Source organism: Pseudomonas sp. (assembly GCF_030684895.1).
In the GTDB taxonomy this organism is placed as follows: domain Bacteria; phylum Pseudomonadota; class Gammaproteobacteria; order Pseudomonadales; family Pseudomonadaceae; genus Aquipseudomonas.
Genome location: NZ_JAUXXP010000025.1, coordinates 111,798 through 126,027 on the forward strand (window position 1 = coordinate 111,798; position 14,230 = coordinate 126,027).

The window sequence follows — 14,230 nt, forward strand, 5'->3', positions numbered from 1 at the left end:
CCCGAACATGAATCTCTATAAACGCCTTGCCAGCCTATTACTGCTGCTCAGTCTAAGCCTGCCGGCCGTAGCCCTGAACCTCAACGAAGCCATGTCCGCCCTGGGCGACGCCAAAGCCAGCGGCCAACTGGGCGAAATGCCTAACGGTTATCTGGGTGTTGTCAGCTCTAGTGGTCAGGCCGCTGAAATCGCCCAATTGATCAACCAGGCCCGCCGCACCGAATACCAGAAACTGGCCGCGCAGAACGGCATCCAGCTCAGCGATGTGGAAGCCATTGCCGGGCAGAAGGCCATCGACAAGACTCCCGCCGGGCAGTACATCCAACTTGAGGGTAAGTGGCAGCGCAAATAGCTTGCCGCCTGAAACCAACAAGGAGCGCATTGCGCTCCTTGTTTGCTTTACACGCCTGAACTCAGCGCTGCTGAATCACCGGCTGCCCCGCTTTCGGTTTGAAATACAGGGTTTCACCGCGAGTGAGGTTGGCCAGGCTGAGGTGGTCCTTGGCCACTTCAGCTTCGATCGGCTCGCTCTGCCCGGCGACTTTGAGGGTCACGCGGGTGATCGCGCCGAGCGGGCGAATGTCACGCACTTCACCGGCCTGATGGCCCTCTTCGGCCTGGCGCGAAAGATGAATCTCGTGGGGGCGGAACAGCACGTGAGTGTCGTCGCCGACATACAGGCGGTTGGCATCACCGAGGAAGTGATAGACGAAATCGCTGGCTGGCTTCTCGTACACCTCGCCCGGCGAGCCGATCTGCTCGACCACGCCCTTGTTCATCACCACGATGCGGTCTGCCACTTCCATGGCTTCTTCCTGGTCGTGGGTGACGAATACCGAGGTCAGATGCACTTCTTCGTGCAGGCGCGCCAGCCAACGGCGCAGTTCCTTGCGCACCTTGGCATCCAGGGCGCCGAAGGGTTCGTCGAGCAGCAGCACTTTCGGCTCCACCGCCAGGGCGCGGGCCAGGGCGATACGTTGACGCTGACCGCCGGAAAGCTGCTCGGGGTAGCGATCGGCCAACCAGTCGAGCTGCACCAGATCGAGCAGGTCATGGACCTTCTTCTTGATCACGTTTTCATTCGGCCGTTCGCCCTTGGGCTTCATGCGCAGGCCGAAGGCGACGTTGTCGAACACGGTCATATGGCGGAACAGCGCGTAGTGCTGAAACACGAAGCCGACGTTACGGTCGCGCACATCGTGGTTGGAGACATCTTCGCCATGAAACTCGATGCTGCCGCTGTCCGGAGTTTCCAGGCCGGCGATGATGCGCAGCAAGGTGGTTTTGCCGCAGCCGGACGGGCCGAGCAAGGCCACCAGCTCGCCGCTCTGGATATTCAGGTTGATGTCGTTCAGCGCTTTGAACGCATTGAAGTTCTTGCTGACATTGGAAATTACGATCGACATTACTTATTCCTCGCCAGCACTGGCTTTCAGGCGGTTGATACGGGACTCGCTCCACTGCTTGAGCAGCAGGATAAACACCGCCATCAGCAACAGCAGACTGGCGACGCTAAAGGCGGCGACGTGATTGTATTCGTTGTAGAGAATCTCGACATGCAGTGGCAGCGTGTTGGTGTAACCGCGAATGTGCCCGGATACCACCGATACCGCGCCAAACTCGCCCATGGCCCGTGCGGTACAGAGCACCACGCCGTAGATCAGGCCCCATTTGATATTGGGCAACGTGACATGCCAGAACATCTGCCAGCCATTGGCACCGAGCAGGCGCGCGGCTTCCTCCTCCTGAGTGCCCTGTTCCTGCATCAGCGGGATCAGTTCGCGGGCGACAAAGGGCACGGTGACAAATACCGTGGCCAGGACGATACCCGGCAGGGCGAAGATGATCTGGATATCGTGCTCGCGCAGCCACGGGCCAATAAAGCCCTGGGCACCGAACAGCAACACGTAGATCAGACCGGCGATCACCGGCGACACCGAGAACGGTAGGTCAATCAGGGTGACCAGCAGGCTCTTGCCGCGAAACTCATACTTGCTTACGCACCAGGCAGCGGCCACGCCGAACACCAGGTTGAGTGGCACCGAAATGCCCACGGCGAGCAGGGTCAGTTTCAACGCACTGATAGCGTCGGGCTCGAAGATCGCACCAAAGAAGGTGCCGAAGCCGTGCTTCAACGCCTCACTCAGCACGATAAACAGCGGCAATAACAGGAACAGCACAAACACCAGCCAGGCGCTGACGATCAGCAGACGGCGACCGAGCACATTACCGCGCCGCGCAGCGTTAGCCGAGGCTGACACGCTTAGGGTTACAGAAGACATGGCGACCTCCTCAGGACTTGGCGATCTGGCGCTGCAGCAGGTTGATCAGCAGCAGCAGAATGAAGGAGACCACCAGCATCAGCACGCCAATAGCCGTGGCACCGGTGTAGTCGTACTGGTCGAGCTTGACCATGATCAGCAGCGGCAGGATCTCGGTCTTCATCGGCATATTGCCGGCGATAAAGATCACCGAACCGTACTCGCCGACCCCGCGGGCAAAGGCCAGCGAGAAGCCGGTCAGCCAGGCCGGCAGTAACGCTGGCAGCAGCACATAGCGAAACACCTGCAGCGGCTTGGCGCCGAGGCAGGCCGCAGCCTCTTCGACTTCACGGGGAATATCGGCCAACACCGGCTGAATGGTGCGCACCACAAACGGCAGGGTGACAAAGGTCAGCGCCAGAGTAATACCGAGGGGGGTATAGGCAATCTTGAAACCCAGATCGGTAGCAAACTGACCGACCAAGCCGCTAGGGGCATACAAAGCGGTCAGGGCAATACCGGCGACGGCGGTGGGCAAGGCAAAAGGCAGGTCGATCATCGCCTCGATGATCTTGCGGCCGGGAAAGGTGTAACGCACCAGCGCCCAAGCCAGCAATGTGCCGATAATGCCGTTGATCACGGCGGCCGCGAAGGCAGTGGCAAAGCTCAACTTGAGCGCAGCCAGTACCCGCGGTGAAGAAATAATGGCCCAGAACTCACCCCAGGTGAGTTGAGCGGCGTGAACGAACATGGCACCCAGAGGAATCAGCACCAGCAGGCTGAGATACACCAGGGTGTAACCCAGCGTCAGCCCGAAGCCGGGTATGACCGGGGAAGTACGACGAGACATTGTCTGTCCTTAATCTGCTTCTGCGTTGGAACGCTCAAATCAGCCCTGTTGCCGGCATCACCCTTTCCGGCTGACCTGCAACAAGGCCGACGCTTACACAACAAGGGGTGGGTAGCACACAGCTACCCACCCCAGGTACATCAGACTTACTGCGCCTGATAGATCTGATCGAACACACCACCGTCATTGAAGAACTTCGGCTGTGCGGTTTTCCAACCGTTGAAGTCCTTGTCGATGGTTACCAGTTTAAGTTCCGGGAATTGCTTGGCAAACTCGCCAGCAATCGCCTGGTTACGCGGACGGTAGAAGTGCTTGCCTGCCAGACGCTGGCCTTCATCGCTGTACAGGTAGTTGAGGTAAGCCTCAGCCACTTTACGGGTGCCTTTCTTGTCGACGTTTTCATCAACCACTGCCACTGGCGGCTCAGCCAGGATCGACAGCGACGGTGCGACGATTTCGAAGTTGTCACCACCCTCTTCCTTCAGCGCCAGGAAGGCTTCGTTTTCCCAGGCCAGCAGCACGTCACCGATGTTGTTGTTAACGAAGGTGATGGTTGAACCACGGGCGCCGGTATCCAGTACTGGTACGTTCTTGTAGAGCTGACCCACGAATTCTTGGGCTTTCGCTTCGCTGCCGTATTTCTGCTGAGCGAAGGCCCAGGCTGCGAGGAAGTTCCAGCGCGCACCGCCGGAGGTTTTCGGGTTCGGAGTGATCACTTCAACGCCCGACTTGACCAGGTCATCCCAGTCTTTGATGCCTTTCGGGTTGCCTTTACGCACCAGGAACACGATGGTCGAGGTATAGGGTGTGCTCGACTGCGGCAGGCGCTCCTGCCAGTTTTCCGGGATCAGCTTGCCGAGCTTGTACAGTTCGTCGATGTCACCGGCCAGGGCCAGGGTCACTACGTCGGCACGCAGGCCGTCGATGACGGCACGGGCTTGCTTGCCCGAACCACCGTGGGACTGCTGGATGGTCACAGCTTCATTGCCCTGGGCTTGCCAGTGCTTGTTGAACGCAGCGTTGAATTCACTGTACAGCTCGCGGGTCGGGTCGTAAGACACGTTGAGCAGGGTTTCTGCAGCGGCCACCGGGCCTGCAAAAATGGCGCTGGCAAGCGCAGCGAGGGCAAAACGGCGAATGGACATGGTGCGGCTCCTAAGATTTCGGGTGTTTGTTGGTTTTCTTTAGGGGTTGGCGGTCAACAGCGCATTCGCGGGTGACAGCTGCAATACCGGTGTGTGCTCATGGTTTCTGCTCGATTCATGCTCACACCCTCCGGTTGTCCGGTCGGGTTTTGAGGCTCGGTGTTGCTTTAACGGGTCAGGCGTTCTTGCCGGCCGGAGCCTGCAAGCGGAATTTTTCCTTGCGCTCAATCTGCACGACCTGGCCGTTGTGCACGGTGATTTCCACCGAGCCAAACTTCAGACCATTCAGCGCAGCCTGGATCTCGCGCAGGATGCTGGCGTCGTCCTGGCCTTCAAGGTTACGGAGGGTTGCGGTCATGGTAATGCTCCTTGAAATAGCCCCTTGTGACTGGCGCAAACTGGCCGTAGTCGGTGGGTGTGGAGCGGATAGTAGAGAGCATCGAATATTCTTAAAAATATTATTTAAGAACATTTATATAATTTTTTTGCATATGCCATCACCTGAGGTGGCGACCGGAAAAAACATAAGTTATGGAATAAGCAAATAAGTTCTTATTCTTTTTGATATTCATCAGTCCTCCCTACACTGCAGCCATTCACATCTGCAGGAGGGCGCACGATGCGCAACGAAACTATCCGCTACCTGATAGTGCCGGGCTGGCAAGGATCGGCCGACGACCATTGGCAGAGCCACTGGCAGCGCAGCCTGCCAAACAGCGCCCGGGTAGAACAGGCCGATTGGCTAAACCCCAAGCGTGAAGACTGGGTCGCCGAGCTGCAGCGCAATATCGCCAGCGACCCACGCCCGACCATTCTGATTGCCCATAGCCTGGGTTGCATTACGGTGGCGCACTGGGCGACCCAGGCTCCGGTCGAGTCGCTGCGCCGGGTACGCGCCGCTTTACTGGTCGCCCCGGCGGACGTTGAACGCACCAACTGCCCGGCCGCACTGCAGAACTTTGCACCGATCCCCCAGCACCTGCTGCCGTTCCCCAGCCAGCTGGTCGGCTCGGACAACGACTCCGCCGCCAGTGCTGCGCGGGCTATAGAGCTGGCCCGCGACTGGGGCAGCGATGCGGCCATTCTCAGTGGCGCCGGGCATATCAATGTGAAATCCGGGCATCAGCGTTGGGAGCAGGGTTTTGCCTACCTCTATCGCCTGCAAAGCCGCATCGAGCAGCACGCGCGCCGCCGCGCCTGACTGCGCACACCAGCGCCAATAAGCCAGACGCCTGAACGGCGCTTGGCCCTGTACAAATCATGCAACCTGCCCGCTCGCAGCCCGAGCCAGGCTGGAGACTCGTTTATGAGCCAGAACAGCTTCAGCGGCCAGCCGCTGCTGACCTTCCCCGATGCGGAAAAAAGCCCGTTGAGCATCCGCGCCAAAGCGCTGGTGTTTATCGACCCACGCTCCAAACAGCTGCGCGATCAAGTCGAGCAACTCGCCACGCAGCCATTGCCGCTATTAATAGAAGGCGAAACCGGCACCGGTAAAGAGTTGCTGGCACGGCATATCCACCGCGCCAGTGAGCGCCCTGGTCTGTTTGTCGCGCTCAGCTGCAGTGGCCTGAGTAGCAAACATGCCCAAGCCGAACTGTTTGGCTATGCCGCCGGCGCCTATCAAGGCAGCGCCAGCAGCCGCGCAGGCTGGTTTGGCTCGGCCAACAACGGCACCCTGTATCTGGATGAAATCGGCGACCTGCCGCTGCCATTGCAGGCTGAACTGCTCAGCGCCCTGGAGACCGGTGAAGTGCTGCGGGTCGGCGCCAATCAGCCGAGCCCGGCAGATGTCCGGCTGCTGGCCGCAACCAGTATCGACCTGGCTCAGGCCGTGGCAGCCGGTAAATTCAATGAGCGTTTATATGGTTACCTGAGCGACGGTCGCCTCAACCTGCCGCCATTGCGTGAGCGTATCGGCGATATTCTGCCCCTGGCGGAATATTTTCTCGGCATCTATGCCCAGCGCCTGAGCCTGCCGCTGCCTGTCATCAGCGAAGCCGCGCAGCAACGCCTGGAAGGGCACAGCTGGCCAGGCAATACCCGCGAACTGGAAAACGTTATCCACTTCGCCCTGCTGGTCAGCAGCGGTGAGGAAATTCTCAGCCAGCACCTCAACCTGGCAGGCAGCGTGGCGCCCCTGACGGCCATTCAGAACAGTCTTGAACAGCTATTCAACGAAGCGCAGCCAGAGCAGTTACAAGCCCTGCAGCAGCTGCTCAAGCACAGCAGTGCACGCCTGCAAAGGCTCAAATAGCTGCCGAGCGATGCGGCACGTAAAAACATTTAGTTATATAAATAGCGTTAAAAATTACTTTTTATGAATAAAAAACCTGTGCAGTATCGCGCTCAGCAACCTGGCCAATGAGGGTCAGGCATTCAAGCAAACGCCTGTAAGACGGGCTCAATGACGAGGAAAGTCTGCATCATGCTAAAAAAACTTTTGCTGGCCAGCGCCATCACCTCAAGCCTGCTCGGCAGCGTCGCAGCTCTGGCGCAGGACAAGCCAATTCTGAATGCCTCCTATGACATCGCTCGTGAACTGTTTGCCGAGATCAACCCAAAATTCGTTGCCCACTGGAAAGCCCAGACTGGCAAAGAGTTGGTGATCGACCAATCGTTCGCCGGTTCCTCGCGCCAGGCGCAGGACATCATCCAGGGCAAGAAAGTTGACACCGTGACCTTCAACCAGGTGACCGACGTGGACATCCTGGCCAAGCGTGGCCTGGTCCGTGAAGACTGGGCTCAGCAGTTCCCCAACAACAGCTCGCCTTACTACAGCACCACCGTGTTTCTGGTGCGTAAAGGCAACCCGAAAAACATCACCGGCTGGGATGACCTGGCGCGTGACGACGTGAAGCTGGTTTTCCCTAACCCGAAAACCTCCGGCAACGCACGCTACAGCTACCTGGGCGCCTGGCTGCATGCCAAGGATAAATTCCAGGGCGACGAAACCAAGATCAAAGGTTTTGTCAGCAAAGTGCTGCACAACGTCGAGAACTACCCAACCGGTGGCCGCGCAGCGACCGTAGCCTTTGCTCAGAATGGTCAAGGCGATGTGCTGCTGACCTTCGAATCGGAAGCGGTGAACATTGCCAAGGGTGAAGAGTTCAAATCCGGTGAATACGAAGTTGTAGTTCCGCCAGTCAGCGTGCTGGCTGAATTCCCGGTGGCACTGGTCGACAAAGTGGTCGATGAAAAAGGCACCCGTGATGTGTCCAAAGCCTACCTGGACTTCCAGTACACCAAGGACATCCAGCAGCTGCTGACCACCTATAGCTACCGCGTACACAACCCGGAAGTGGTGGCCGCAACTGCCAGCCAATTCCCTAAAATCAGCCTGATCAACCCGACCGAAGTACTCGGCACCTGGGATGAGATCACTGCCAAGCACTTCGATGCCGATGGTATTCTTGACCAGTTGCTAGCAGAAGGCCGCTAGGCCCCGCTGGTTTAAGGAACAACACAAGCCGCCGTACTTACGGCGGCTTGTGCATTTAGAGATCTATGCGTGCCTAAGACACCCCGTTTTTTTCTGCAGAACCCGCTGCTGCCGGGCTTTGGCCTGAGCTTCGGCTTCAGTACCTTTTATATATCGCTGATCATCCTGTTCCCGCTATCGGCCTTGTTGCTGTATGTCAGCGACATGAGCTGGGCGCAGTACTGGCGGGCGATCAGTGATCCACGCGTGGTGCAGAGCTACAAGGTGACCTTAAGTGGCGCCTTCTACGCCACCATCGCCACCGTGCTGATCGGCCTGTTGCTGGCCTGGATCATCACCCGCTATGACTTCCCAGGACGCCGCCTGGTGGATGCGCTGATCGACCTGCCCTTCGCCCTGCCGACGTCGGTGGCCGGACTAACCCTGGCTACCCTGCTCGCCCCCGGCGGTTGGTTGGGCCAGTGGCTCGCGCCCATGGGCATCAAACTGGCGTACGCCTACCCCGGTATTTTGATCGCTATGGTCTTCACGAGCCTGCCCTTCGTGGTGCGCACGGTACAGCCGGTGCTGCAGGACCTGGGTCGCGACTACGAAGAGGCCGCCAGCACCCTGGGAGCCAACCGCCTACAGACGTTCTTCTATGTGGTGCTGCCAACTCTGACCCCGGCCCTGGTCACCGGTGCTTCGCAATCCTTTATCCGCAGCCTCGGCGAGTTCGGCGCGGTGATCATGATTGCCGGCAATATTCCGTTTAAAACCGAAGTCTCCTCGCTGATGATTTTTGTAAGGCTGCAGGAGTTCAACCACAACGCGGCTGCGGCAATTGCCTCGGTCATTCTGCTGGCCTCACTGGTGCTGCTGTTCAGTCTGCAAGTGCTGCAAGGCCGCCTGTTCAAATGGCAACGGCAAGGCAAATGAGAAAACCACAACACTGGCATCAATGGCTGCTAATCGGCCTGGGCCTGAGCCTGGTCACCCTGATTCTGCTGATCCCGCTGGCGCTGATCTTCAGCAAGGCGTTCTCCGGCGGCCTGGCGCTGCTGTGGAGTAACCTCAATGAAGGCTACATGCTGCATGCCATCAGCCTGACCCTGCTGGTCGCCGCACTGACGGTGCCGATCAACCTGTGCTTCGGCATCATGCTGGCCTGGTGCGTGACCCATTACGATTTTCGCGGGCGCAAGCTGCTGACCACCGTGATCGATATTCCCTATGCGGTGTCGCCGGTGGTGGCAGGTCTCTGCTACCTGGTGGTGTACGGCCTGGAGCACGCTCTGGGGCGCTGGTTCTACGATAATGGCATGCAGCTGATGTTTGCCTGGCCAGGCATTGTGATGGTTACCATCTTCGTGACGGCACCCTATGTGGCGCGCATCCTGATTCCAGTGATGCAGGCCCAGGGCCAGGACGAGGAAACCGCCGCCCTGTGCCTGGGCGCCAACGGCTGGCAAATCTTCCGCCATATCACCCTGCCGAAAATCAAGTGGGCGCTGCTGTATGGCGTGGTGGTGACCAATGCCCGCGCCGTCGGTGAATTTGGCGCGGTGGCGGTGGTATCCGGCACCATCATCAACCAGACCCTGACCCTGCCCTTGCTGGTCGATCAGCTGAACAACGACTACAAGCCCGCCGCCGCCTTTACCGCAGCGGCGCTGCTGGCCTGCATGGCGCTGCTGACCCTGCTGCTGAAAACCTTTATGGAGTGGCGCCAACGCATGCTGATGCAGCGTTCTGAGGCGTAGGGCTTGCATTGACGAACTGATTGCGCAGCTAGCCCACCCGTTTCTGTAGGAGCACGCCATGCGTGCGAAGCGCATTCGCGGGCATGGCCCGCGCCTACACAGGTTACCCACTACGGCCAGTAACGCCGCAGACGCAGCCCCAGCAGCACACCCAGCAGACAGAACAGTGCAAACACCCAGCCGGACAAGGCGCCGGCCATGATCCCCGAGAGCAGCGTGCCCACGGTGCAACCCAGCGCCAGCATGCTGCCCAGGCCCAGCAAAATGCCGCCGAGCAGATTACGTAGCAGTTCGCTGACGTGCGGGCGCTTGGGCTGGAAATCCCCTGCCAGCAAAGCGCTGGTCCAGGACGCCACAACCAAGCCGAGAATAAACAGACCGTTGTTCGACAGCAGCGCCTCTTTGACTGCCGTGGCGCAGCCGGAAAAACTGTCCAGGCCTTCCAGCCGCTCCGGCAGCCAACCCAGCCCATTCGCAGCGGTGCGCGCCACACTGCCCAACTCCGCCGTCACCCCCAGTGGGCCAACACGCAGATAACTCAGGGGGGCGAGAAAGCCGATCAGCACTCCGCCCACCCAGGTCGGCCAGCGCTGGCCAAACAGCAGCTGCCGCAGGTTGCGCGCAACCATGCGTGGAGCATCACTAGCTTGCACATGCAACAACAGCCAGTAGGCCAGCCCACCGAGCAAAGCGATCTGCAACAGAAACGACACGCCATAACCCTGCCAGGCCGGCAACCAGAGCACCGGAGCCTGCTGGATGCTCAGCAGATACAGCGGGTTCCAGCAGAGAAAACCCAGAAAGAAACCTATCAACGCGCCGCACAGCGCAAACAGCGAAGCAAACGCCCCCTCGCCCAGGCGGTAAAGATGGGCACTGATGCACGAACCGGACAGCGCCATGCCGATGCCAAACACCGTGGCGCTCAACCCCAGCACCCAACTCAGCGGCCCGACATGCGCATCCGGTGGCAAGCGCCCGCCACTCGGGTCCGGTACAAAGGCGCCAAATACCAGGTGATAACCCAGGGTACCCACCGCCAATGCGGCGATGATGCCGAGCAGGCCATCCGGTGTGCGCTGCTCGATAAAGTCGCGGGTCACGCAGAAGAAGCAGAAGCGCGAACGCTGCAGCAACAGGCCGAACAACGCCCCGCCGAGCAAGGACAGGTTCAACGCCTGGCTGTCACTGTCCGCGCCGCCCAACTGCCAGGCAGCAAACACCAGGCCCAGGCTCAATACCGCCGCCAATGCACTGGCCCAGCGTCCCGGCGCCTGCAACGCAGTCGTTGCCATAGTGGCTCCTCAGATAAAAGAAGAGTGAGCGCCCTGCCTGAACGCTCACCCTAAACAGGGGCATGGGGCTGGCCCATGCCATGATTTTTTCACGGTAGTAGAGGCTTATTGGCCGCCCCACACGGTGCCGGCCACGTTGACCACCGGTACGCCCACGGCATTGCCGTATTCGGTCCAGGAGCCGTCGTAGTTACGCACGTCGTAACCGAGGATTTTCTTCAGGGCGAACCAGGTGTGGCTGGAGCGCTCGCCGATGCGGCAGTAGGTGATGATCGGCTTGCTGCCATCGATACCCACCGCGCCATAGACCTTTTTCAGCTCTTCAGCCGATTTGAAGGTGCCATCGGCAGCCACTGCCTGCCCCCAGGGCACATTGACTGCACCTGGCACGTGGCCGGCGCGCACAGCCAGTTCCTGCACACCTTGCGGGGCAAAGACCTTGCCGTTGTATTCATCAGCGGAACGTATATCCACCAGTTGTACGTCGCTGCGTTTCTCTGCCGCTGCGAGCACGTCCGGGAGGAAGGCGCGCAGGTCTTTATTCGCCGCCTTGACTGTGACATTACCGGCTACAGGCGTTTTCGCGCGGTTATCCAAGGCGCGTTTTTCTGCCTCCCACTTCACTCGGCCGCCATCGAGCAGTTTGACGTTGTCCACGCCATACACATCGAACACCCAGGCGCCCCAGGCGGCGAACCAGTTGTTGTTATCGCCGTAGAGCACCGTGGTGGTGTCAGCAGAAATGCCTGATTTACGCAGCAACGCCTGGAAATTTTCCTGGCTGGCGATATCACGGCGCACCGGATCAACCAGATCACGGTGCCAGGCAAAATTCACCGCACCGGGGATATGCCCACGCTCGTAAACGCCCGGTGCAACACTCACCTCGATGATCCGCACCTTGGGGTTGTTCAGGTTCTTTTCCAGCCACTCGGTACTGACCAGCACATCACTGGCGGCCAGCGCCTGAGCGGCTTGCAACAGCGTGGCAGCCGCCAGCAGGCCGGCACCCAACAGGTTTTTTATATTCATTTCACACTGCCTCAACGGTTATGAAACACGGCCAGGTGGCCCGTATTGGTTTACTGGTTTAGTAATCTGCTGCATGTCTTTTCTGCGCGCCCCTCCCTGTCGTGTCAGCCATACAGCGAAGGCGTGGGCGCCTTGCCGTTAAGTAACCAGTGCCCGAGATCGCGCACCTTGTAGTCGAGCGGGTCATGCAGGCTGTGCACGCGCACGTTGCGCCAGAAACGGTCGAAGCCGTACTTCGAGCTGGTGGCACTGGCGCCCATGCTTTCAAAAATGCGCGAGGTGATTTCCAGCGCTGCGCGCGCCGAAACCACCTTGGCTTCGCTGATGGCCAAGGCCACCTCAGCTCGCTCAGCCGCGGTCAATGCGGGTTTCTCCCAGGCGCTCTGCAGGCGTTGCGCGGCGTTATCGGCCAACAACTGGGCGCTGCGAAACAGCAGCCACAGCTCGCCATAGCGCTGCTGGATATAGGGATCATCACTGGCCTGAGCCACCCCGGAAGCCGGCCAGGCACGGCTGTGTTCGCGGGTGTAACGCAGCGCGCCATCCAGCGCGCCCTGGGCATTGCCCAGGTACAACTGGGTCAGGATCAATTGCGACAGGCAGGCGCGTAGCGTGGTGCGCGGGCTTACGCCGCTGGGGCCGAGCAGCTCGCTGCTGTCGACAAACACATTCTCGAACTGCACCGTGCCGCTGTCGGTCTGGCGCTGGCCGAAACCATCCCAGTCATCATTCACCGCCAAGCCTTCTCGCTGCGTGGGCAGCACGATAAATACGCGGTCTTCCGGGTTGTGGCTGCGCGGCGCGCTGACCACCAGGGCATCGGCGCCCAAGGCACCTGAGCAGAACGACTTGCTGCCATTGAGCTCGTAATGCTCCTCACGGCGGCTGAGTTTCAAACGGGTATCGCGGCCGTTGCTGGCATTACCCCAGAACCAGCGCTCATGCACCGTGCGGCTCAACCAGTGGCGCTGCTGGTCGGGGCTGCCAAACAGCACAATGGTCGCCACTTGCAAGTGCTGAAAAGCAAACAGATGGGCCAGCGAGCTGTCCACGGCCGCCAGGTAACGGATGATCCGGTAGATCTCCGGCCACACCAGGCCCTGGCCGCCAAACTGCTGGGGAATGGCCAGGGTCAGCAGGCCGCTGTCACGCAACAGCTGGCGCTCGGCCTGGGCGCTGCCGCCCTGCCGATCACGCTGCACAGCGGTGGCCGCCAGCTTGCGCGCCAGGCGTTCGACCTTGCCGCTGCGGTTGGCAAACTCGCTGGGAAACAAGCGCACATCAAACAATGGAGCTGCGTTGTCGAAAGCCTGCTGACTGGTACGAAGCTCAACGGCCATGGTTATCGCGCCTTCCAGCTAGCCGCATCAGGACCGTTGCCGGTTGTGCGCAGGCCGCCATCGGTAACCACAGCGTGAGCATTTTTTGCGTGTTGATTGCGACCTTGCGGCGGCAGCAAACGCACCTGATAAAGGCGCGGCGCAGAGGTCTGCTCGACAATAGCGGGATCTAACTGACCCCACAGCTGGCTACTCAACGGGGCAGCCTGCTGATGGCTGCTGCGCAGGTAGGTTGCGGCCTCGGCAGGCAACACACTGACCAGCCCCAGGCTCAGCGCCAGGCCCAGGCTCAATAGAGGATGACGTTTAAATACGCAGCGATTGGGCATGGCAGACCTCATCAAGGACGTGCCGGCCTTTTATGTAGGCCGGGTCACAACAAACTTCAGGAGTGAACTGGAAGTCCGGTGATCCGGTAGTGACAAGCTAAATGATCTAAAAAAGATGAGGCCAATAATTTTTAGGAATTAGCTTATGGGCATCACGCCTAAGCAAGGCTTATTCTTTTTAGTTACTACAAAGTGAAAATAAATTCTTTTTAGGGATTACCAATAATCCCTACAGTGCGCCCAAGCCGACAGCGGACCACCGCATCGGGCCTATAACAGGCCGAGTGAAAACGTAGCGAGCGAAGGACAGGCAAGGCAAAAACAGGCGAGAAAGCGGAGTTTACGAGTTGTAAATGAGCATTTTGAGCCTGTTTTTAACGCCGCATGACCGAGCGCAGCAGTTTTCACCGGCCTGATAAAGGGGCTCCTTGATTCCGCTAAGACAGGTGCAACGCACACCGTCGGCCCGAGCCCCTCTGCAGCGCCACACACATAACAGACCTGCACTTGGAGCATTGAGCATGAAAAAGACCACCCTGGCCCTGGCCATCACTTTGGCTGCCGTCGCCAACCAGGCCACTGCGGCCGGTTTTATCGAAGACAGCAAAGCCACGCTGAACCTGCGCAACTTCTACTTCAACGCCGATAACCGCGAAAGCCAGGATGACGTAGGTCTGGCCGCTTCGCGCAGCTCGCAAGCCGAAGAGTGGGGTCAGGGCTTCCAGCTCAACTTTGTCTCGGGCTACACCCAGGGCACCGTTGGCTTTGGTGTGGATGCCATCGGCCTGGTTGGGGTC

General features: G+C 59.4%; 16 protein-coding genes. 7 read left to right on the forward strand and 9 right to left on the reverse strand.

Going from position 1 to position 14,230, the window contains the following annotated elements; translation table 11 throughout:
* Nucleotides 1-7 precede the first annotated feature (7 nt).
* The gene (locus Q8M42_RS05550) at nucleotides 8-352 is read left to right on the forward strand and encodes a YdbL family protein (protein ID WP_304865295.1); all 345 of its coding nucleotides are present in this window, start codon (nucleotides 8-10) and stop codon (nucleotides 350-352) included.
* 61 nt (nucleotides 353-413) lie between these two features.
* Here Q8M42_RS05550 and Q8M42_RS05555 read toward each other — a convergent pair whose 3' ends face one another.
* From Q8M42_RS05555 to oscA, 5 genes are all read right to left on the reverse strand, one after another.
* Nucleotides 414-1,406, reverse strand: a complete 993-nt coding sequence (locus Q8M42_RS05555; RefSeq protein WP_304865297.1) for a sulfate/molybdate ABC transporter ATP-binding protein — start codon at nucleotides 1,404-1,406, stop codon at nucleotides 414-416.
* Between the two features lie 3 nt (nucleotides 1,407-1,409).
* Complete coding sequence (gene cysW, locus Q8M42_RS05560; protein ID WP_304865299.1) at nucleotides 1,410-2,282, reverse strand: sulfate ABC transporter permease subunit CysW; 873 nt, start codon at nucleotides 2,280-2,282, stop codon at nucleotides 1,410-1,412.
* A gap of 10 nt (nucleotides 2,283-2,292) precedes the next feature.
* Nucleotides 2,293-3,111: a sulfate ABC transporter permease subunit CysT gene (gene cysT / locus Q8M42_RS05565; RefSeq protein WP_304865300.1), complete on the reverse strand. Its 819-nt coding sequence runs from the start codon at nucleotides 3,109-3,111 to the stop codon at nucleotides 2,293-2,295.
* A gap of 146 nt (nucleotides 3,112-3,257) precedes the next feature.
* The gene (locus tag Q8M42_RS05570; protein ID WP_304865302.1) at nucleotides 3,258-4,256 is read right to left on the reverse strand and encodes a sulfate ABC transporter substrate-binding protein; all 999 of its coding nucleotides are present in this window, start codon (nucleotides 4,254-4,256) and stop codon (nucleotides 3,258-3,260) included.
* Nucleotides 4,257-4,431: 175 nt separating this feature from the next.
* Complete coding sequence (gene oscA, locus Q8M42_RS05575) at nucleotides 4,432-4,614, reverse strand: sulfur starvation response protein OscA (protein ID WP_233684666.1); 183 nt, start codon at nucleotides 4,612-4,614, stop codon at nucleotides 4,432-4,434.
* A gap of 261 nt (nucleotides 4,615-4,875) precedes the next feature.
* On the opposite strand from oscA, the gene Q8M42_RS05580 reads away from it, so the two are divergent.
* The 5 genes from Q8M42_RS05580 to cysW (Q8M42_RS05600) all read left to right on the forward strand — a co-directional run bounded on the left by Q8M42_RS05580 (nucleotide 4,876) and on the right by cysW (Q8M42_RS05600) (nucleotide 9,437).
* The gene (locus tag Q8M42_RS05580) at nucleotides 4,876-5,457 is read left to right on the forward strand and encodes an alpha/beta hydrolase (RefSeq protein WP_304865306.1); all 582 of its coding nucleotides are present in this window, start codon (nucleotides 4,876-4,878) and stop codon (nucleotides 5,455-5,457) included.
* A gap of 105 nt (nucleotides 5,458-5,562) precedes the next feature.
* Nucleotides 5,563-6,510, forward strand: a complete 948-nt coding sequence (locus tag Q8M42_RS05585; RefSeq protein WP_304865308.1) for a sigma-54-dependent transcriptional regulator — start codon at nucleotides 5,563-5,565, stop codon at nucleotides 6,508-6,510.
* Between the two features lie 171 nt (nucleotides 6,511-6,681).
* Complete coding sequence (cysP, locus tag Q8M42_RS05590; protein WP_304865310.1) at nucleotides 6,682-7,695, forward strand: thiosulfate ABC transporter substrate-binding protein CysP; 1,014 nt, start codon at nucleotides 6,682-6,684, stop codon at nucleotides 7,693-7,695.
* A gap of 69 nt (nucleotides 7,696-7,764) precedes the next feature.
* Nucleotides 7,765-8,613, forward strand: coding sequence for a sulfate ABC transporter permease subunit CysT (gene cysT, locus Q8M42_RS05595; RefSeq protein ID WP_304865312.1), 849 nt, complete (start codon nucleotides 7,765-7,767; stop codon nucleotides 8,611-8,613).
* Nucleotides 8,610-9,437 (forward strand): sulfate ABC transporter permease subunit CysW, encoded by an 828-nt coding sequence (gene cysW, locus Q8M42_RS05600; RefSeq protein WP_304865314.1) that lies wholly within the window; start codon nucleotides 8,610-8,612, stop codon nucleotides 9,435-9,437. The genes cysT (Q8M42_RS05595) and cysW (Q8M42_RS05600) overlap by 4 nt, the downstream gene beginning before the upstream one ends.
* A 110-nt stretch (nucleotides 9,438-9,547) precedes the next feature.
* Here the strand turns inward: cysW (Q8M42_RS05600) and Q8M42_RS05605 are convergent, their stop codons facing one another.
* The 4 genes from Q8M42_RS05605 to Q8M42_RS05620 form a co-directional block, all read right to left on the reverse strand.
* Complete coding sequence (locus Q8M42_RS05605; protein WP_304865316.1) at nucleotides 9,548-10,732, reverse strand: YeeE/YedE family protein; 1,185 nt, start codon at nucleotides 10,730-10,732, stop codon at nucleotides 9,548-9,550.
* A 105-nt stretch (nucleotides 10,733-10,837) separates the two neighbouring features.
* Nucleotides 10,838-11,764, reverse strand: coding sequence for a sulfurtransferase (locus Q8M42_RS05610; protein ID WP_304865318.1), 927 nt, complete (start codon nucleotides 11,762-11,764; stop codon nucleotides 10,838-10,840).
* A 104-nt stretch (nucleotides 11,765-11,868) separates the two neighbouring features.
* Nucleotides 11,869-13,104 (reverse strand): acyl-CoA dehydrogenase family protein, encoded by a 1,236-nt coding sequence (locus Q8M42_RS05615; RefSeq protein ID WP_304865320.1) that lies wholly within the window; start codon nucleotides 13,102-13,104, stop codon nucleotides 11,869-11,871.
* A gap of 2 nt (nucleotides 13,105-13,106) precedes the next feature.
* Nucleotides 13,107-13,433: a hypothetical protein gene (locus Q8M42_RS05620; RefSeq protein ID WP_304865322.1), complete on the reverse strand. Its 327-nt coding sequence runs from the start codon at nucleotides 13,431-13,433 to the stop codon at nucleotides 13,107-13,109.
* A 521-nt stretch (nucleotides 13,434-13,954) separates the two neighbouring features.
* On the opposite strand from Q8M42_RS05620, the gene Q8M42_RS05625 reads away from it, so the two are divergent.
* Nucleotides 13,955-14,230 (forward strand): OprD family outer membrane porin (locus Q8M42_RS05625; RefSeq protein ID WP_305283627.1); only part of this gene is annotated, 276 nt, incomplete at its 3' end.

What these genes read in the sequence shown, in the direction of transcription:
- cysW (WP_304865299.1), bottom strand. Translation starts at nt 2,282, where the DNA reads ATGTCTTCTGTAACCCTAAGCGTGTCAGCCTCGGCTAACGCTGCGCGG.
- cysW (WP_304865314.1), top strand. Translation starts at nt 8,610, where the DNA reads ATGAGAAAACCACAACACTGGCATCAATGGCTGCTAATCGGCCTGGGC.
- Q8M42_RS05555 (WP_304865297.1), bottom strand. Translation starts at nt 1,406, where the DNA reads ATGTCGATCGTAATTTCCAATGTCAGCAAGAACTTCAATGCGTTCAAA.
- Q8M42_RS05585 (WP_304865308.1), top strand. Translation starts at nt 5,563, where the DNA reads ATGAGCCAGAACAGCTTCAGCGGCCAGCCGCTGCTGACCTTCCCCGAT.
- Q8M42_RS05570 (WP_304865302.1), bottom strand. Translation starts at nt 4,256, where the DNA reads ATGTCCATTCGCCGTTTTGCCCTCGCTGCGCTTGCCAGCGCCATTTTT.
- cysP (WP_304865310.1), top strand. Translation starts at nt 6,682, where the DNA reads ATGCTAAAAAAACTTTTGCTGGCCAGCGCCATCACCTCAAGCCTGCTC.
- Q8M42_RS05550 (WP_304865295.1), top strand. Translation starts at nt 8, where the DNA reads ATGAATCTCTATAAACGCCTTGCCAGCCTATTACTGCTGCTCAGTCTA.
- Q8M42_RS05620 (WP_304865322.1), bottom strand. Translation starts at nt 13,433, where the DNA reads ATGCCCAATCGCTGCGTATTTAAACGTCATCCTCTATTGAGCCTGGGC.
- Q8M42_RS05610 (WP_304865318.1), bottom strand. Translation starts at nt 11,764, where the DNA reads ATGAATATAAAAAACCTGTTGGGTGCCGGCCTGCTGGCGGCTGCCACG.
- Q8M42_RS05615 (WP_304865320.1), bottom strand. Translation starts at nt 13,104, where the DNA reads ATGGCCGTTGAGCTTCGTACCAGTCAGCAGGCTTTCGACAACGCAGCT.
- oscA (WP_233684666.1), bottom strand. Translation starts at nt 4,614, where the DNA reads ATGACCGCAACCCTCCGTAACCTTGAAGGCCAGGACGACGCCAGCATC.
- cysT (WP_304865300.1), bottom strand. Translation starts at nt 3,111, where the DNA reads ATGTCTCGTCGTACTTCCCCGGTCATACCCGGCTTCGGGCTGACGCTG.
- Q8M42_RS05605 (WP_304865316.1), bottom strand. Translation starts at nt 10,732, where the DNA reads ATGGCAACGACTGCGTTGCAGGCGCCGGGACGCTGGGCCAGTGCATTG.
- Q8M42_RS05580 (WP_304865306.1), top strand. Translation starts at nt 4,876, where the DNA reads ATGCGCAACGAAACTATCCGCTACCTGATAGTGCCGGGCTGGCAAGGA.